10 protein-coding genes are annotated in these 20,679 nt (G+C 48.6%); 8 read left to right on the forward strand and 2 right to left on the reverse strand.

Annotation, left to right across the window (positions count from 1 at the left end):
• The first annotated feature begins 35 nt into the window (after positions 1–35).
• Together AC0YN3_RS20645 and AC0YN3_RS20650 are read left to right on the forward strand one after the other, a co-directional pair.
• Positions 36–1,085: a LacI family DNA-binding transcriptional regulator gene (locus AC0YN3_RS20645; RefSeq protein ID WP_475776986.1), complete on the forward strand. Its 1,050-nt coding sequence runs from the start codon at positions 36–38 to the stop codon at positions 1,083–1,085.
• 218 nt (positions 1,086–1,303) lie between these two features.
• Entirely contained in the window at positions 1,304–4,237 is a 2,934-nt protein-coding gene (locus AC0YN3_RS20650) for a DUF4832 domain-containing protein (RefSeq protein WP_475776850.1), read from the forward strand.
• A gap of 133 nt (positions 4,238–4,370) precedes the next feature.
• Here the strand turns inward: AC0YN3_RS20650 and AC0YN3_RS20655 are convergent, their stop codons facing one another.
• Both AC0YN3_RS20655 and AC0YN3_RS20660 read right to left on the reverse strand, forming a co-directional pair.
• Positions 4,371–5,657 carry a Gfo/Idh/MocA family protein gene (locus AC0YN3_RS20655; protein ID WP_475776851.1) on the reverse strand — a complete coding sequence of 429 codons (1,287 nt, stop codon included), beginning with the start codon at positions 5,655–5,657 and terminating at the stop codon, positions 4,371–4,373.
• A gap of 25 nt (positions 5,658–5,682) precedes the next feature.
• Positions 5,683–7,221, reverse strand: a complete 1,539-nt coding sequence (locus AC0YN3_RS20660) for a glycoside hydrolase family 31 protein (RefSeq protein WP_475776852.1) — start codon at positions 7,219–7,221, stop codon at positions 5,683–5,685.
• A gap of 238 nt (positions 7,222–7,459) precedes the next feature.
• Here AC0YN3_RS20660 and AC0YN3_RS20665 point away from each other — a divergent pair, with 238 nt between their 5' ends.
• The 6 genes from AC0YN3_RS20665 to AC0YN3_RS20690 all read left to right on the forward strand — a co-directional run bounded on the left by AC0YN3_RS20665 (position 7,460) and on the right by AC0YN3_RS20690 (position 20,669).
• Entirely contained in the window at positions 7,460–8,782 is a 1,323-nt protein-coding gene (locus AC0YN3_RS20665; RefSeq protein WP_475776853.1) for an ABC transporter substrate-binding protein, read from the forward strand.
• 70 nt (positions 8,783–8,852) lie between these two features.
• Entirely contained in the window at positions 8,853–9,731 is an 879-nt protein-coding gene (locus AC0YN3_RS20670; RefSeq protein WP_475776854.1) for a carbohydrate ABC transporter permease, read from the forward strand.
• A gap of 9 nt (positions 9,732–9,740) precedes the next feature.
• Positions 9,741–10,580, forward strand: a complete 840-nt coding sequence (locus tag AC0YN3_RS20675) for a carbohydrate ABC transporter permease (RefSeq protein ID WP_475776855.1) — start codon at positions 9,741–9,743, stop codon at positions 10,578–10,580.
• A gap of 178 nt (positions 10,581–10,758) precedes the next feature.
• Positions 10,759–17,148, forward strand: a complete 6,390-nt coding sequence (locus tag AC0YN3_RS20680) for an S-layer homology domain-containing protein (protein ID WP_475776856.1) — start codon at positions 10,759–10,761, stop codon at positions 17,146–17,148.
• Positions 17,149–17,401: 253 nt separating this feature from the next.
• Complete coding sequence (locus tag AC0YN3_RS20685) at positions 17,402–18,922, forward strand: ABC transporter substrate-binding protein (protein WP_475776857.1); 1,521 nt, start codon at positions 17,402–17,404, stop codon at positions 18,920–18,922.
• Between the two features lie 34 nt (positions 18,923–18,956).
• Entirely contained in the window at positions 18,957–20,669 is a 1,713-nt protein-coding gene (locus tag AC0YN3_RS20690) for a sensor histidine kinase (RefSeq protein WP_475776858.1), read from the forward strand.
• Positions 20,670–20,679: the final 10 nt, after the last annotated feature.

Raw genomic sequence — 20,679 nt, forward strand, 5'->3', positions numbered from 1 at the left:
CTGGATACGATAAGAAACGCTATAATTTCCTTATTGTGCAAAAAAGTTTCTTAAGGATTGGAGGGACGCGTATCAAACTTAAAGAAATTGCAAAAAAGGCAAACGTTTCGATTAGTACAGTGTCCAGGATCATAAACAATCAAGGCAATTTCAGCGAGGAGACCCGCAGAAAAGTATTGGATATTGCCAATGAACATTTAAAACCGGGCGTCTCTCCCTCCCAGCTGGCAGGCACCGCCTATACGATAGCCGTAATTATTCCAGGCCATAACGATTTTTTCGATAATGACCCGTCAACCTCTGCCGACTTGAATCACTTAAAGGAAGAATTCGAAGCATACGGCCATCAGATTGATATTGTGAAACACAGCACAGACTTGCAGTCCTCTCCCGCATATAAGCTATTAGGCGAGGGGAAATCGGACGCAGCCATCATATTTGATCCCATTGTCAACGACAAGCTGTTTGAAGAGCTCGAGAGACTCGAAATTCCGTATTTGCTTACGAATGGAAGAACCTACAAGATCGGTCACAACTATATTGACTATGATAACCGTAAAGGCGCTTATGAGGTCATTCGGTATTTGCATGGATTGGGTCATCAGAAAATCGGGATTATAGCGGGGCCCAAAAACCATCTCGTGAACGTAAACCGTCTCGACGGCTGCAAAGATGCATTTCGCGATTTGAAGCTGCCGTGGATGGAAAGCCATGTCGTATTTGGTGCGTTCGATCCTGCTCATGGATATGAGGCAGTGAAGCAATTGATGAGCGAGGAGCCGTCTATAACGGCTGTTTTCACGTTGAACGACATCATTGCTTTTGGGGCTATGAAGGGGCTGGCCGAGCTGAACATCCGTATTCCGAGGGATGTCTCTTTAGTCGGTTTTGATGATTTGAAGCTATCGGAGTTCATGGTTCCGCCGCTCACGACCGTTCGAAGATTTAGATACGATATTAGCTCGATCATTGTAAAAGTACTTACCGAATTGATCACGAACAAAAATATTTCGGAAGTATGCATCGGTTTAAAGACGGAGCTAATCGTACGGGAATCATGCGCCAAAGTATCAAATAAGGCGTAGATCGACAAAACGTTCCGGAATAGCCGTCCTCAGTTGTCATGACTGACTGAGGACGGCTATTTGGCGTCCAATACTGTAAAAAATCGCTCAAAGCGCAAGGGTAATCCCGAGCCGGAATTATTTTAATTGACGGAGCGAGCAATGTTAGAATATACTAAAACACAAAAGTTTGCGCAATTTATTTGCGTAAACCTTTTAAAATATGGGAGGGATGATTAGTGAAAAGAAGTTTTTCAAAGCCGTTTGTGAAAGCGTTTACCATGTTATTGTCGTTTGCTTTGCTGACAGGAGGCTCTTTGGCGGTACCGTTCGGCAATTCGGCGTCAGCGGCTGTCGGTCCGATCAGCGTTAATCTGACGGAGACGCAAGAGGCTTACAAAAATCCCTTTAAGGGATTTAGGCCAACTCGGTTCATGAACGACACCAGCTTCTCGAATCAAGAGTACGGTACCGTGTTTAAGCACTATATCAAATACACCGATTTGGAGAATGCGGCGTCGGACTCCGTTCAGAAGATCAAGGATTGGAGCAATACGGCTTGGGCAGGAATCGAGAGCCAGAACAAAAAAGTAATTCCGCGCGTGTTCATCGTCTATCCGAACGGAGGGGAGTTTTGGCCCCAAGGCGTACCTCATGGCGACGTGACGACGCAATGGACGTCGGAGGCATTGAAAAGCCGTCTGACCGCTTTCGTCCAGAAGCTTGGCCAAGCTTGGGACAATGATCCCAGAGTGGCCTACATTGAGCTAGGATTGTGGGGGAATTGGGGAGAGCATCATATTTGGCCGGATAAGATGACGGACAATACGGACAGAATTCCGCTTAGCTTCCAGACGGCCTTAGGCGATGCCGCTACGCAAGCTTTTCAGAACAAGAAAGTCCAAGTCCGTTATCCCGATACATTCCAAAATTATAACTTCGGATTTCTATGGGACTCCTTCGCCTTAATCGACGATCTGGCTGGAGGAGAAGGGATTGTCGCAAGAAACGTTTGGAGAACGCAAGTTAACGGCGGCGAGGTTGCCTACGATTGGGGGCAGAAGGATATTCAGCCGGGTGATTCGCCTAACGACACGTTAAGCGATCCGAACCATCGGAATTACGTCATCGATTGGATCAAAAAAACACATACAACCAGTCTAGGCTGGATCGATCTGTACGATGCGGGCAATTCGGCCGTTTCGCAGGGAGCAGCTTTGATGCAGAAAGAATTCGGATACCGCTTCGTCGTCAACCAAGCGACATTCTCGGGAAACGTGCAGCCTGGCGGGTCAATGAATGTATCCTTTCAAGTCGTGAACAAAGGGTCGGCTCCGTTCTATTACAACTGGCCTGTGGAAGCCAGCTTGCTAAGAAGCGACCGCACGGTAGCTTGGAAGGGAATTTTCAACAACGTGGACATACGGAATTGGATGCCGGGCGACAATTGGAACAGCACGACGCGCCAATATACGCAAGCGCCTGCCGTTCAGCAGGTTTCCGGCGCGTTTACAATCCCTACCAACGTTCCGGCGGGAACCTACACGTTGGCGCTTTCCATCCTCGACCCTTACGGGTATAAGCCAAGCGCGAGATTTGCCAATACCAACTATTATACAGGCGGCAGAACGCCGCTCGGCAAAGTAGGAATCGGTATGGACCCTGCCAATCAGAACATCGGGCCTTTTGATTTGTTGAAACCTGACAATACGCTTTCGTATAACCTAACCCAAACGGCATATGATGGCGGTTATAGCGGCGGCGGAAGCACAGATACTCAGGCGCCAAGCTTGCCGGGTAATCTGGCTGTAAGCGGGACGACTTCGAGCAGCGTCAGCCTGACGTGGTCGGCTTCAACCGACAACGTCGGCGTAACCGGCTACGATATTTTCCGCGGAGGCGTATCTGTAGGCTCTTCGAGCACCAATACCTTTACGGATACGGGGTTAAGCCCGGCCGCGAATTACAGCTACACAGTCAGAGCCAAGGACGCGGCGGGGAACGTATCCGCCAACAGCAGCGCTGTAAGCGCGACCACGAATGCTTCAGGAGGAGGCGGGACCGGTACAGCCTATGAAGCGGAGTCCGCAAGCAATACGCGGACTGGAGCGGCAATCGTTTCCGCGTGCGCTACATGCTCCGGAAGCTCGAAGGTAGGGTATGTCGGGAATAACGACGGTACTTTGCAATTTAACGGTGTAAGCGCGTCTTCAGCAGGAACGTATACGATGACGGTTTCTTACCTTAGCGGCGAGGCCCGTACTTCGCAGCTGCGCGTAAACGGAGGATCAGCCTCCACGCTCAATCTGCCAAGCACGGGAGGCTGGACTACGGTTGGCACCGTTCAGGCACAAGTACAGCTGAATGCAGGCAATAATACGATCCATTTCTCTAATCCGACTGGCTGGGCACCTGATTTCGACCGCATTCAAATTTCTGGGGGAGGAAGCTCCGGCGATACGCAAGCGCCTACGGCGCCAACGAATTTGAGCGAATCGGGCAAAACATCGAACAGCGTAAGCTTGTCATGGAGCGGCTCGACGGACAATATCGGCGTTACGGAGTATGTGATCTACAGAAACGGCAATCAAACGGGCACATCTGCCACGAACAGCTTTACGGATAGCGGCTTAAATGCCAATACGGCATACGCGTATACCGTGAAAGCAAAAGACGCAGCCGGCAATCTATCGGCTGCAAGCGCAGCAGTTAATGTAACGACAAATGCCGCTGGCGGAACAACCGGGTTGCTGTTAGATAACTTCGACAACTCGCCGGGCTGGCCGGGAGCCAATGATCTTGGCAAGTGGTCAAGCGCAAACGGGTTCGTCAACAACGCAGTCGTCATTGAATCAGGGGCATTAAAGCTTCAGTATAACAATGACGGATGGTTAGGCACGGACATTAACCAGAGCATCGGGAGCTACTCGAAAATGGTCATTCGTATGAAGGGCGCTAGTGGGGGCGAGCAAAGCCACTTCCAGCTCACGATCGGCGGAGTGACCAAAACATTGGCGGCTTTCAGCGGAGATACGGTAACGACCAGCTACAAAAATATTGAAATTGATTTGGCCGCGAACGGCGTAGATCGCGCTGCCCCTGGCCAGCTGTCAATGACGTTTTGGCATGGTGGCAACAGCTCGGTCTGGATTGATGAGATTCGTTTCGAATAAGTGGTGAAAGGAATCGCGATCCGATTCCATTAAACCTACAAAAGAAGACCGGCCCGCAATTCTGCGGCCGGTCTTCTTTATTCTTTCTTACACGCTTGAGTATGATGAGAATTGCTCATGAGCCTAAAGCCGTTCAACGAGTTTCGCTGAGCACGGTTGATGAAAGCGATTGGCGAAAGAGCTTCATATCCACGACAGCGCCTTCCCTCCGCCTGGATTCCTCGGCGGCGAAGGCCATAAGATGGCTTTCCAGAGAGGCTTCCGCAGAAGTCAGGGTATCGATATATCTTCCATTCCGAAGGTCGGATAGGAACTGTCGCATAATCCCATCGTCGCCTCCTTGATGGCCGCTATTGCCATTTAAGGTTTGAATGACGGATTGAGTGCCTGACGAAAACTCGAATAGATCAATGCGGCCGCTTAGCAAATCGCCGCGAACTTCCCCTTTGGTCCCCATGATTTGGACGATACGGTTCATATCACGCGTAAACCCGCTCATGCTGAATATAACGGTGGCGCCATTTTCAAATTCCATATTGACCGTCTGATGATCCACTACGTTATTATCCGTCCGATAAACACATTTGCCATAAGGACCTTCCAATATGGCTTTCATTCTATTGGCTTCGGTAGGCGGATCTGCTATGAGTGCCGCAAACGGATTTAAATCCGTGTCCTGCAGATAGAAGCGCAATGCGGAATAGGGACAGGTATGCTCCACCTCGCAGCCATCCGTGCAGCGGTCGGTCGAGCCGGCAGGGGCATTGTCGATATGGAAATGGCCCAATGAACCAAAGGAGCTGACCTTCGTGCAATCCGCATCGACGATCCAACGGATCAGATCCATGTCATGGCAAGATTTGGCCAATATCATTGGACTAGAGAGAGCGTCATTGCGCCAATTGCCTCTGACAAAGCTATGGGCATAGTGGAGGTAACCGACGTTTTCGTTATGTTGAACGGACATTACGTCTCCAATAAGGCCGTCATGAATGATTTGTTTCATCTTTTGCCAAAAGGGCGTATATCTCGAGACGTGACAGATCGAGAGCAGGCGTCCTTCTTCGCGCGCGATTCTTTCCATCTCTACGCACTCCATCGGATTGTTGGACATCGGTTTTTCAAGAAGGACATGATAACCCGCACGAAGAGCGGCAATCGTAGGCTGATAATGCATCTGATCCTGCGTGCAGATAAGAATTGCGTCACAAAGCTTAGGCTGGCTCAGCAGCTCTTCCCATGATGAATAGAGCTGCTCGGAGGTTAGATTCAGCGCTTCCGCAAATCTCGTTTTTCGCTCGTTGTTTGGTTCGGCAACCGCGACCACCTCTGCCTCGTGGGGAAACCTCTGAACATATGGCATATAGGATAAGAAGCCTCTTGCGCCTGCTCCTATAACTGCTAATTTGATCGTTTTCATAAGAAGCTCTCCTTAAAGTAAGGACTCAAATTTTTCTATACCAGGGCAAGCGGGACAGTGGCGCATGGACTTCGAGCTGGATAGGGCCATCGACTACGCTTCCGTCATCACCGAGCCATCGGCCCTCCGGAAATTGGATGCTTCGCGCGATCTGCCCCTTATTCATGACTGGCGCTACCAGAATGGATTCTCCGACCATGAATTGATCCTGAACGGCGTGAAAGCCTTGTTGCGGAAAAATGAATTCCAGACTACGCAGAATGGGCAGGCCATCTTTGGCGGCTTGGTCCGCGAGCTCGGAGAGCAGAGGGCCTAATTCCGTGCGTATCCGTACCGCATCCATACACCAGGCCAATTCATCGCCGTTCAGAACCCGCCACGGCGCCATGGAAAACTGCATCGCGGGAAATAAAGCCGAACATTGGACAAACCGGATAAATAGCTCGGAATCAAAACGGAAATCCGGTGAATTGATATCGCCGTCCATTCCGCCGCCCACCATGTCAGGACAATTAAAAGCGTATCCCATAAGACCTTGGGCTATCGCGTTAGGGATTAATCCCCTCAGTCCGGTCGCAGCTTCCCATGAATGCGTTTTATCCCGCTGCCGCTGGATCAGCGCTTGCCCCCCGAGCTTCCAGCACATGCGTAATTCGCTAAGCGCATATCCAATTCCCAGCCTGGCATAGGATTCGCAATCTTCCATCGGGCGGATGGGACGCGACCATGCGACGTCTGCTGCAACGTCATCCATTAGGTCAGGCAAGAGAGGCTCTCCCGCGTCAAGCTTGAATCCGTCAACCCCGTAATCCGCAATCAGCCTGTCTAGCTGTTGTTTAAACCATGCGGCGCCGCCTAGGGTTGTATAGTCGATAATCGCGCTGTACCCGTTCCACCATCTTCTCAGGACAGGCGTACCGTCGGCATGTTTCATCAATAATCCAAGATCACGCAATTTCCGGAATGTAATGCTGTCGGGACTCACATACGGGCATACCCAAAGCATGATTTTAAACCCTAATGCATGCAAATCATCGATCATGCCGGCGGGGTCGGGAAATCTATGCTTATCAAAGTCCCATGTCCCATAGTCTTGCATCCAATTATCGTCAATGATTAGCACGCCTGGGGGCATGCCGTTTTCAATAATAGATCGCGCATAGTGGAGCAGTTTTTCCTGTGTCGGTTCATAAAACATTTCGACCCATGTGCAGTATTGCGGCGCTTCAAACGCTAGTTTGTCAGGCGTAGCGCCGGAAGGGGGGAAATATGTGCGGCATGCGTGCCGGAAAGCGCCTTGAAGCGTTTCATGTCCTTCTTCAATCCATAGCTCCTGTTTGTGTTCAATTGCAATCATGCCCTCATTAAAAGAGAAGGTAAACGGCTCTTCGCTCCATATGTACCTTCCTAGATTAGAGAGCAACAAGGGGGAAGCTTGATTATCATCCGTCAAGCGCAAATCACGCGTATGCGGACGGTCTCCAAACGGCATCAAATGCCCTTCGTTGATTACGCCTCCCCACCAGAATTCTTCAGGTCCTCTTTGCAATTCAGTAATCTTCATAGCAGACACTCCTATTCATTTTGAGAAATAATTTGCGCAATTATTTACTAATATTATGGATGAATCTCTATTTGAATGCAAACCCTTTTTATCTTAATAATTGGGCATGCAATCTTAAAAATGAGGCATTTAAAGCGGTTATAGTATTGAATTAGAATAAAGGAGTAAAGAGGCAAGGTAATAAGCGTAGCAGTTTACGCAAATAATTTGCCTAAATTAATCAATAGGGGGATTTGAAATGGCAAAAAGAAACAAATTTTCATTCATGCTTGCAACTGTGTTTACCGTTATCGCTTTGTTCTCTGCCGCTTGCAGCAACAACTCCACCAACGCGCCGGACAATAGTCCAAACAACACGGCCGGGGAAGCGACGGATGCGCCTAAAAAGAACGTAACCCTTACCTATTCCATTTGGGATAAGATTCAGCAGCCGGCCATGGAAGCCATTGCAAAAGAGTTTACGGCGGAAAATCCGAATATCAAAATCAAGGTTGAGGTCATTCCATGGGGCGACTACTGGACAAAAATGTCAGCTGCCGCACCGTCTGGTACATTGCCGGATGTTTTCTGGATGCATGGCGGGCAATTCGTTAAATACGCATCAGGCAAATTTCTGGAGCCGATCACAAGCAAGATACAGGCCGGAGAAATCGATCTGAACAATTATGCGGCAGACCTTGCTACCATCTATACACTGAACGGCGAAAACTACGGCGTGCCTAAAGATTTCGACACAATCGGATTGGCGTACAACAAAGAGCTGTTTGACCAAGCGAACATACCGTATCCGGACGACACTTGGGATTATGCCAAGCTTGCCGAGGTTGCCAAGCAGCTAAGCCAGCCTGATAAAGGCATCTATGGCTTCGGAGCGAAGCTTGATACGCAAACGGGATATTGGAACGATATTTTGGCTAATGGCGGGAGCATCCTTTCTTCTGATTTGAGTAAGTCGGGATATGATGATCCGGCTTCCATTGAAGCGTTGAAGGCCCGTTATCAAATGATTCTTGACGGCGCTTCTCCGACTCATCAGCAAATGACGGACACGGAAGCAACCGAAATGTTCAAGTCCGGCAGATTAGCGATGATCTTTGACGGATCATGGCGGATAAGCGATATCGATAGCAGCGAAATTATCAAGGGGAAATGGGATTGGGCGAAATTGCCTTCTGGCAAAGTGAAAAGAGGCAATATCATCAATGGTTTAGGCAACGTGATGTCTGCAGGTGGCAAGAACAAAGAAGAAGCTTGGCTATTCCTCAAGTATCTTGGATCCCAAAAAGCTGCGGAAATTACGGCGGAAATGGGTGCTGCAATACCGGCATTCAACGGCACGCAGGATGCATGGCTGACTTCGAGACCGCATTTGAATCTGAAAATATTCACGGAGCAAGTAGCTGACGCGATTCCGTATCCGAGCGGTTCCGAATCGTACCCGGTATGGTTCGCGAAAGAGCCTGAGATTATGTCGCAAGCGTGGGGCGGAGCCATCGCAGTGGAGGAAGCCGCGAAAAAGGTCGCTGAGATGATGAACCAAGCCATAACGGAAGCGAAATAAGCCTATTATCCAAATGAAAGTGATTCGGGGGACGTTCCTGGCAAGCAGGAACGTCTCCAATGAATAGGGAGTGGTCAGATTGAATTCCAGAAGCAGATATGTTTGGGCCTACTTCATGATCGCGCCGACTCTCATAGGCACATTGGTTTTCTGGGGTTGGCCGGTTCTCCAGTCGATTATGCTAGGATTCCAACAGTCGGAGAATTTCGGGCTCGTTAATCATTGGGTTGGCTTCGATAATTACGTGAAATTATTCCGTGACGAAGAGTTTTGGCAAAATCTGCGCAACACCTTATACTACGTTGTTTTGTTTGTGCCCATTACGCTAATCCTCTCTACCGTTTTTGCTGTACTGCTGAATACCAAGATCAAAGGTTTGTCCATTTACCGTGTCATTTTTTTCTTGCCTCAAGTCACGATGCCTGCAGCGGCAGCGATGGTCTGGGTCGTCCTGTTCGCTCAGGACTTCGGACTGGTCAATCATCTTTTGGGAACCCGGGTGGCATGGCTGTCTAATTCCAACTATGCGATGTTCGTGTTGGTTATCGTTGGCGTGTGGGGGGCAATCGGCCTTAATATGCTGCTCATTCTCGCAGGCTTGCAAGGGATACCCAAATCGCTTTACGAGGCGGCAGACATTGACGGTGCCAAGAGATTCAACAAGTTTCGGTATATCACCATTCCTATGCTGACCCCGACACTATTTTTCACGAGCATTATCCTATTAATTGGAGCAACGCAGATCTTTGACTCTATCTTCCTGATTATTGGGAAAACGAATGTAGCGCTTCCGTCGGTTCGCTCACTTGTTTATGCCTATTATCAAAACAGCTTCGTTTACTTTAATCCCAATTACGGAGCCGCAATTATCAATGTATTATTGTTGATTAACCTTGTGCTGACAGGGATTCAATTTGCTTTCCAGAAAAAGTGGGTCGTCTACGACTGAGGAGGAAGGATGACAGAAATGCAAATCTCATCGGCGAGGAAGATCAACTGGATCGTTCATATCATTCTTATAATCAGCGCCGTTGTAATGCTCGTTCCATTTGTTTGGATGGTGCTGACTTCGCTGAAGACAACAACGGAAGCAACCCAAATTCCCATTCATTTTTTCCCGGATGCCCCCAGCTTAAGAGGGTATATCGAGGCGATCAAGCAATCCGCATTCCCGCACTATTATATGAACACCGTGTTCACGGCTATAATGAAAACCATATTTCCGGTCGTATTTAGCTCGATGGCGGCATATGCCTTTGCTCGGTTAAGATTCCCGGGAAGCACGATTCTCTTTGTATTGATTATCTCAGTCATGATGGTGCCTAATCCTGTTTTCTATACGCCGCAATATATGATGATGAGTGACTTTGGATTGGTCAATACGGTTACAGCGCTTTGGATTACCTCGTTAATAAGTCCATTCGCTACCTTTCTTTTAAGGCAGTTCTTTATGACCATATCGAAGGAATTGGAAGAAGCGGCAGTGCTCGATGGCTGCAATCCTTTTCAAATTTACTGGCATATCATGCTCCCGCTAGTCAGGTCGGCTTTGGTGGCTATCGTCATTATTCAGCTGCAGTGGTCATGGAATGAATTGCAGTGGCCGCTCATTATTAACAGCTCGCCTGAGAAAATGACTTTGTCTTCGGGCATTGCAACGCTCGTTTCCATGTTCGGAACGGATTACCCCGTCTTAATGGCAGGCGCCTTCATGGCGGTAGTTCCGATGATCATTCTCTTCTTTATCTTTCAAAAGCAGTTTATCGAAGGCATCGCATTTAGCGCGCATAAAGGATAAACGATTGGTTCTAATGCTTCTTATTCGCTTTATCGGTTTCGAATCCATTTCCGCAGGTATCCGGGCTTATAGAAGTCCGGATGGGCCTGCTGCTTATTTTGCATGCGGAAAATGGATATAAGCAAATGTAATTATGATAGCGTTTTCATTATGATCAGCGTAATCGAGGAGGGTTTCAATGAGTCCATTATCCGTTCACAAGATTAGGAAGGCATCATTCAACGTGTTGCTTATTGGCAGTATGTTGTTAAGCACGCTCTTTGGAAATGCCGCAAGCATTGCAAGCGCGGACCCTGCGCCAACGCGCGTACCCGCTAATCCATATCCGAGCCCTGCGGTGGATAGCGCCTTAGCCAAGCATGATTTGAGCTTTGCCCCAAGCCCGCTAGACAACCCGTTAAAAGGCTTCGCGCCGTTCTATCCGTGGGAAACGGAAACTTCTTTCCCTCACAGCTTGGAATGGTATTATATCCCGCTGAAAGCGGTGATGAATGGCCCTGATTCCTATACATTCGATACGGGCATCGAGCCGGCATTGAATGCCATCGCAGCAAGAGGGAATCAGGCGGCAATCAGAGTCTATCTTGAATATCCGGGCAAGGAGGATGCCATTCCGGACTTTATTCACCAAAGCGGCGTTGAAATGCGTCATAACGATACCTTTAACCAGGACGAACCTGATTACGATGATCCGTTAATGGTCACTTATTTGACCAACTTCATTGAAGCCTTCGGGGCGGAATATGACGGAGATCCGCGCATTGGATTCATTCATATGGGGCTCGTTGGACTATGGGGGGAGTGGCATACTTACCCTTATGATGAGGATGCAGCGGATGGGTTGCCGAACTATATGCCTAGCGCAGATACAATCGGAGAACTTTTCACCGCATATGATGCAGCGTTTAACCAAACGAAGCTTGAGGTCCGATATCCCGGCTTGCCCGGCGCATCGGAGTACAATTTTGGCTACCATGATGACTCTTTCGGGTACAAGGAAGGCGATCCGCTACAAAGCGTAACGCAGCCAGAGAGCATGGGCGGAGCTTATTATTCGTTTATGACCAAAATGCTGGAAGCCGGCTCGGAAAATAAATGGATAACGGAAACGGTCGGCGGAGAAGTGCGTCCGGAAATTCAGAGCAGCTTCTTCAGCGGCGGCGCCAATGTTGATGATGCAATGGATGATATTGAATTGACTCATGCGACGTGGATGATCAACCAAGGCGGCATCAGCAACTATAACGCAAATGATGCTGCCGTTGCCGCAGGCGTGAGAAAGATGGGCTATGATTTAAATGTGAAGAGCGCCTACTATAATGATGTTGCTCAAGGCGACCCGCTTAAAGTCGGAGTAACCATACAGAATAACGGCGTTGCTCCTTTCGCTTATCCTTGGAAGGTAGAGCTCGGAGTGAAAAATGCGTCAGGCAAGCTGATTAAGCAATGGGATACGGCATGGGATATGACGAAGGTTATGCCTTTGCAAATCAGAACGTATCCGGAATGGAACCTCTCTGGCGATCCGAAATATGTCCCATTCGGCGAACCCTATTATTTCGATGCGTCCATTCCTGCTCCGGGCTTGAATGACGGTTATTATTATTTGGTCATGAAGGTCGTCAATCCGTTAGAAGCCATTAGCAACAAAGCGAAAAAGGTAGGATTTGCGAATACGGACCAAGACAAAGAAGGTTGGCTCAATTTGGGTCCCGTGCTGGTAGGAGATTGCGCATCGCCTTGCACGGTACCGCCGACTTCACCTCCGCCTCCGCCAAAGCGCCTGCTCGTGGATGATTATGACGGAACGCCAGCGTGGTCTGGAAACACTCAAAATGATCTTAATCAATGGACAGGTTCAAGCAACTTTGCCAATGGGAATGGCGCTGGCGTTGTCCAAGACGGAGCATTAGTTCTGCAGTATCAGAATATGTCGCGGCTCGAAACCAATATCGGCCGTAATGTGGCAGATACGGGGAAACTGGTCATTCGGGTGAAAGGAGCCGCCGGGGGAGAAGAGAATCAGGTCAGCCTCAGCGTTGGCGGCACAACGAAAACGCTAGGCCAATTCAGCGGAGATACGATAACGACAAGCTATAAGGATTTGGTTATAGACCTGCCTACTCAAGGGATTAATTTGTCGCAAACCATCTGGAGCATTGCGATTTCGCAAGCTGCTTGGGATCAGACAGGCACCATCTATATCGATGAAATATATTTCACGGACAAGTATGAATCAGATTCTGACCCTGGTACCAATCCAGGCACTGACCCGGGCACTGATCCTGGTTCAGGAAAGGCGGGGCTCATTGAAAATTTCGAGTCATATGCCGATGATGCCGCGCTTGGGCAAGCATGGACGGAAGCGTGGTCGGACAAACCGGGCTCCGTTGCGAAGGCGCTCGGCCAAGCAAGCGGAAGCAAAGGCCTTACGCTATCGGTTGCGATCGCTGATTCGGAGTGGTCGAATACGATCCATTCCATCCCTTCGGACAAACGTAATTGGTCCAAATTCGACGGTTTAAGCTTCTGGGTGGACAACACAACAAACGATAATAAAAACTTCAGCTTGAATGTTGCGCTGCAAACTCCTGCAGCCAAAGGGGAGTTTGGGCTCAAAGAAGGCGGATCGGCTTTGACGATCGCTGCTGATGGAAGCTGGCAAGCTGCGGCATTCAACGGGAGCTCGCTAAACGTTCCCGCAGGCTTCAAAGGCGTAGTAAGAGTGGCTTGGGATCAATTCGTACAATCCGCGTGGCAGTGCGACGGCGTTCAAGCGGATTGCGCTGCAGCGTTGGATGCTAGCGAAGTAACCGGCCTTCAGTTCGGATATCCGCCAGCCGGTTATATTCACAATGTCATCACGATTGATGACATCATGCTCTATCGGGCGGATAAAATACTGGAAGATTTCGAATCGTACGAGAGCGATGCCGCTTTGCAGAACGTCTGGAGAGTAGACTGGGAATCTGGAGAGCCGTCTGCGCTGCGCGCGATTGACACAGTGAATTATTCAAATGGCAGCCAGGCGATGAAGTTCTCGGTTTCTCCTCCTCCGGTCAAGCCCATATCCGATTGGGCCAATATTAAACGCGCGGCATTTACCGGAGCAGACTCGGATTGGTCGGCATTTGACGGACTTACATTCTGGGTCAACAATACGTCGCCAAGCAACAAAAATATGGATTTGAATCTATCGCTGGTTACCGATGCGCCGAAAGGCGAGTTTTCGTTAAAAGAAGGAGGAGTGGTGAACTTCTACCATGCAGCTGACGGCTGGAAGCCAACTACTCTCGGCGGAGGCTCCCTCTCGGTCCCTGCGGGCTACAAAGGAATGGTTAGAATTCCTTGGAGCGCATTCGCTCAATCCGCATGGCAAGGCTGCGGTGCATGCGATGCTGAATTCGATTCGAGCAAGGTTTTGCAAATTCAATTCGGCTTCGGCCCTAAAAACCAAGCGGACAACGTCCTCAGCATAGACCAGATCGGAATCTATGCGTTAGCGGGCAGAACGAACGGATCCGGAGGAGGCACGACGACACCTCCTGCCGAGCACCCAAGCGCGCCAGCATGGGCAACGGCGGCTGGAACGTTTGCCTTGGAATATGTTCCTGCGCCGGTAGATAATCCGCTTAAAGGTTTCCTGCCTTTCTATGATGCATCGGAGGAAGCTTATTTCAAAGTTGGCGACGATTGGAGAGATCGGCCTACCCAGCTGCCATACAGCTTGGAGTTCTTTTACTTGCCGCTGAGCAAGCTGATGAACAATCTGGATGACTTTAATTGGTCTGAACTGGACAAACGGCTTGCAGAGGTAGCAGCCAGAGGCAATCAGTCCGTATTCAGGGTGTATCTGGACTATCCGAACAAACCTTCAGCAATCCCGCAATTTCTAATGGATGAAGGACTGTCGACTTACAAGTATGAGGAATTCGACAATGGCAAGGATGCGACGAGCTTAGCGCCTGACTATAACGATGAGCGATTATTGGGCGCTTTGGACAATTTCATTGGCGCGCTTGGCAATCGTTATGATGGCGATCCCCGGATCGGTTCCATCATGATCGGATTAATCGGATTCTGGGGCGAATGGCATACGTATCCCTATGACGGCAATCTGAAATCGCCTAACCTGATGCCGACAGACGCCAACATGAAGCGGGTTCTTACCGCTATGGACAACGCATTCGACGAAACGCAGCTCGTATTAAGAAATCCAATGGAGAACAGCACGCTTCAAACCAAAAATTTCGATTTCGGTTATCATGATGATTCATTTGCATTCCAGACGCTGCCGCCAAGCTTAGGCGGGCAAGGCTGGCATTTCTGGGGCAAGGTCAATGATGCAGGAGTAACTGAATTCTGGAAGACGAACAGCATGGGCGGAGAGATGAGACCGGAAATTCAAGTGAAGATGTGGAACAATGATCCGCCTAAATACAATGAACCAACGACGCCGATCGAGGGGGCGCAGGGAGAGGATTATTACACGAGTCTGGGCTTGACGCATGCATCTTGGTTGCTTGCCCAAGGCATATTCCAAACTCCGCTAGATGCAGAGCCTTTGGCGAGAGCTACGGAAGGATCGCGCAGAATGGGCTATGAATATTATGCGCCGAGCGCCTATCTGGACGCATCCGACGGTAACCTGAAGGTGGGAGTAGAGCTTGAGAACAAAGGAGTAGCGCCGTTCTACTACAACTGGAAGGTCGAGCTTGCTGTCAAGTCAAGTAATGGCATCATTAAAGCATGGAATCCGGGCTGGGACCTGGAAGGCATTCTTCCTAACACGAATGGATTTGATAACAATAAGCTGTTCGAATCGACGAACAATCCGGAATTAAGCAATGGAAGCTATCAAATTTTGATGCGCTACGTAAATCCGCTAGAGGAAATCAATGCGGACGCCAAGAAGTTCCGCTTCGCAAATGCGGAGCAGAGTGAAAGCGGGTGGCTGAATCTAGGAAGCGTAGACGTATCGAATAGTGCTGCCGAGGCCGCGGTAAGAGTTACGGGATTAACTTCGGACTCATCGGGCCAGGTTCAATTGGCTCCAGGCGCAAATAAGCAGATTAATGTCACGGTAGCGCCGGCAGAAGCCAGCAATAAAAGGATCGTTTGGTCTTCGGCAGACCTTAAAGTTGCCTACGTATCTGCCACAGGCTTGGTCACGGCAGTTGGTGTTGGCCAAACCGTCATTACGGCGAAGTCTGCTGACGGCAATCTGGAGAAGCCATTTAACGTGACGATCTCAACCGGTTCGAATCCGCCATCCGGCGGCTCCGGAGGCACATCAACACCAGCGCCGGAAGCAACGGACAAAGGAATCAAGTTAGGCCAAGACGCGATCATACTTGTTCCGGCAACGAATGAGAATGGCGTCAAGGAAGTGGCGGCAACCATCGATTCGAAGAAGCTTCAGGATGCTTTCCTTGCCCTTCTTAAAGGCTCAACTAACGTAAATACGAATTCGGTTATCATCCAACTGAAAAACGACGGTGGGAATGTGAAGGTCAATATCCCGGCATCCGCATTTGCGGATGCGGCGAATGGGCTGCCGGAAGCGTCAGTGCTTATAGAGACGGATTTCGGAAGCTACAAGGTTCCTGTCAAAGCGTTAGGATTAGCTGCTTTAGCGGAAAAGCTAGGCGTGAGTCCTGATAAGATGACCATAAGTATTGTCATTAACAAAGTTGCTGGCAGCGTGGCAGATCTGATGTCTGAGCAGGCAAAGAAGGAAGGCTTGACGTTGCTTACCGCCGCTTTGGATTACAGCATTTTTGCTCAAGCTAACGGAAAGTCGATCGAGATCAACAGCTTCGGCAGCACATATCTCGAAAGAACCGTTATGCTTCCGGACACCTTAGATGCTGCGAAAGCTACTGCTCTCTTATTCGATCCGGTTACAGCAACCTTTCATTTTGTTCCGTCCGTCCTTCTAAGCACAGGCGGAAATAAAGAGGTTGTCATCAAACGGAACGGAAACAGTATTTACACGGTAGCTTCGGGCAGTAAGACGTTCTCCGATCTTCAGGGCCATTGGGCAAAATCGGATATCGAGCTGCTGGCCTCTAAGCGGATTATTAACGGGGTTTCGGTAAACAGCTTTTCACCGGACAATTCAATTACGCGCGCAGAGTTCACGGCCATACTCGTCCGTTCTCTCGGTCTTAGTCCTCTCACGGACGCCGCTTTTAGTGACGTATCTAAACGAGACTGGTTTGCAGCTGCGGTTGCGACAGCGGTTGACGCGGGAATCATTGAAGGCTTTAAGGACGGTTCATTCAAACCGAATGAACGGATCACCCGCGAGCAAATAGCCGTCATGCTCTCCAGAGCTCTGAGTTATGTGAACAAATCCGTCCAAGCAGACGAAAACCTGCTTGAGAACTATGCGGATAAAGGTTCTATCGGTTCATGGGCAAGGCAATCGGTGGCTGAGCTGCTCACCGCTCGAATCATGCAAGGGAAATCAGGAGCTGCGCTTGATCCTGTCGCCCATGCAAGCCGGGCCGAAGCAGCAGTCATGATCAAAAGGCTTTTACAGTTTGCGCAATTTATGAATTAAAGGTTGAACTAAATAAAGGAGCACATGACATCAGCGTTCATGTGCTCCTGTTTTATCTCTCCATTTTGGCACATAAATGAGGCATGCAGCTACGCTGTCGTATCGAATATTCGGTCTTATATTGGATTCCCATATTTGAAAGGGATTGCCCTTTATTAGCGGCGGAAGCCTACATGGCGGCATCGTATTCGTTTTGGCATAATTAGTGTAGACTAGCATTGAGGCTCTATGGTAAAGGAGGTTGTGCGTTTCGATGAAACCTGCTGTTATTGGAATGGTTGCGATACTTTTCATATCTCTCATGTACATCCTATACAGCAAAAATAGCGGACCTGACTTGCCGAATTCGACGGAATACCACAATTCCGATGCAGTGGAAAAGCAAGCGGAAGACGTGCCGGAATCATTTGTCACGCTGAAAGTGATTATGCCTGGCGATCTGTCGGCGCGCATGGGTGATTTCGTTGAGAATGAACTGAATGAGCGATTGAAAAAAGATTTGAATATGAAGCTTGAATTGACTTATATCCCATGGTCCAATTACCAACAAAAATTAGAACTGGCCTTATCTACCGGAGAGGATTACGATTTGTTCTGGTATGGCGCGCCATTCGTCTCCGTTTATTACACGAAAGGTTATATTCAACCTTTAGATGAGCTCCTGGACGAATACGGGCAGGATCTTGTCAAACATATTCCCGATGAAAACTTCAAGCAAAACCGGATCGACGATAAGCTTTGGGCGATACCTACCCAAGCTTTTACGTCTGCGGGTAAATTCTCTTCGGTCATGGTTCGGCAGGATTTGCTAGAGAAGGTCAACCTGTCCGACATTAAGACGATCGCGGATTTAGAGCTTTTTTTCGAGAGAATGCAAGCCATTGATCCCAGTTATTACGGCTATTTGGAAACGGATCGAGGCCATGAAATGCTGTGGCGCGAATTAACGGATCGAAACTACTCTTCCTTGGATGAGCGAATGTTATTTATGGTAGACGAGGATTCCGGGGAAATGCTGAGCTATGTGGAGTCTGATGTATACAAAAAGGTAGCTAAACTGCGTGAATCATGGGTGAAAATGGGCATCATCGACAAAAATCTAGTAGGCAATCCGGCAGCGAAGATCGATCAGGAAAATGCAGGAAAGCTTCTATTCCGTGTAGGCGCGGTCTCCAGAGCCATGGAGAACCTGCAAACGGCAAGGAATGCCGATCCGAACGCGAGGCTCCGCGAGTATTATCTTGCGAAGGAGAAACCGAAGTTTATTACTACCCCGAGCAATGAAGCTTTTATGATCACTGCGGCGTCGGAAAATCCTGAACGGGCGATGATGTTCATGAATTGGATTCTGCAGAACAAAGAAAATTATAATTTTATTATTTATGGGGTAGAGGGAAAGGACTATAAGCTGGAGAACGGTAAAATCAAGCAATTGACCAATGACCAGTTGATATACGAATGGATGTGGCGAAACAAGGACTATTTTATCGCACCCGCCAGTGTAGAGGATGATATTATCCATGACATGCTTACGAATGACGAAAACTCTCGCATTTCCCAATTATTCGGATTTCACTTCAATGAGGCGTCCGTCAAAAATGAGATGGCGCAGGTCATGGCGGTCTATAAGGAAAAATTCGAGCCCATCAATTTTGGTTTAGCCAGTTATGAAGAGTACTACGAAGATGCAATCGCAGCGCTGAAGAAGGCAGGCTTTGACGTTGTTTTTGCCGAATTAAAAAAGCAGTTCTCGGCGTTTCAACTCCAACATTAACATGCTGAGCCCGAATAGGAGAGGACAATCGGCCATGAGCAGATTCAGCATATTTACAAAACTAATAGCCACTTTGTTCATTTTGCTTATCCCAATCTTGCTCTTATTTGCGGTGTCGAATCGAACAAGCACGCGTGTATTGACGGACGAAATCATTAAGGTAAAGCAATATCAGATTGAAACGTTCGCCAACCAGTTGGACGAGTTGTTTTTCCGATTGGATACGTATAAGAAAATGCTGTACGAAAGCACGGATGTACGTAATTTAGCTTACCCTGACCTGCTTGACGATGTCTTGGACAAATATAGAATTAACCGAACCGTCTCTGAAGAAATTAACCGCCTTGCCGGTTATGGCGATTGGAAAGCGGTAATCGCCGTTCTCTATCCCCGCACCGGAATCATGATCAAGAGCAGCTCCAGCTTAAATGCGCTTCCGAAGGAGTTTCCCGCGCAAGATACCTTTTGGCAATATTATTCCGATCCGAATGAGGATTATTTCATGGAAATATTGTCTTATCCCGAAAACTCGGCGGAGTCGGGGGAGGCGCATATGAGAGTATTGCTTAAATTCGGCGTGGCGGCACTACGAAGCGCTTTATCTGAATTTAAAGCCAATGGCTCGGGGGATCCGTTCCTCTATCATCCAGGAGCGAACCCTATCTATAATTATTCCGTAAACGTGGATCAAATTGACGAATTTCTTCCCCGGCTTAGGGAGATCGACAGCTCGATGGAAAGCGGATACATGCTGCTTGAATCCGGCAAGACACGGTTTCAGGTTCACTATCAAAAGCTGGAATCATTAGGCTGGTATCTCGTTGATTACGTGCCTATCAGCCATATCATGGCACCAATCAGCCGAAATCAGACGATGTTTTATGTAATAAGCGGAATGCTTCTGTTTATGGGGGCGTATCTTGCCTTTGTCATGTATCGAAATATTCAGATCCCGTTCCGCAAGCTGATCCAGAACATGAATTTGATCGAAAAAGGGATTTACTCCGTAAGGATGGTAGACAAGCCCAAAGGGGAATACCGCTTTCTTTATGAAAAATTCAACTCCATGGCGTCAAAAATAGAGAAGCTGATCGAGGATGTATTCAAAGAGCAGCTCCGGTCTAAGGATGCGACGCTGAAACAGCTGCAATCGCAGATCAACCCGCACTTTCTGTACAACACGCTTGCTTATATCAAAAGCATGATTGAGCTGAGCGAAGACAAAGCAGCCATTTCGATGACCATGAATTTGAGCAAGTATTATCGGTACACGACCAAGACGGGGAACAAGATGGTGAAGCTAAGAGAAGAGCTGGACTTGGTTCATTTCTATCTGGAAATCCATTGCATGCTGAGAGATGATTTTGAATTTCATATCGAGGTCGATCCGCAGATGGCAGACCTGGAAATTCCGCGGTTAATCGTCCAGCCGCTTGTTGAGAATGTCATTCTTCATTCATTCAATAATCATTCGGAATATGGCATGATTCGAATTAGGTGCTGGAGGGAAGGCTTTATGAACCACGTAGCGGTTGAGGATACGGGCACGGGCATTGATTATGCGGTGATTGAGTCGATTCGGAGGAAGATTCAATCGAGCAATGAAGAAATAGAATCAGGTCTGAAAAACGTGCACCAACGTCTGCGTTTGATGTACGGCGGCGACTCGGGCTTGCTGCTCAGCCAATCGGAATTAGGCGGGCTTTGCGTGGAATTATGCTGGAGCAGCAGGGAAGACGCGTCTTGATCTAAGGAGG

This window comes from Paenibacillus sp. J22R232 (assembly GCF_056269165.1).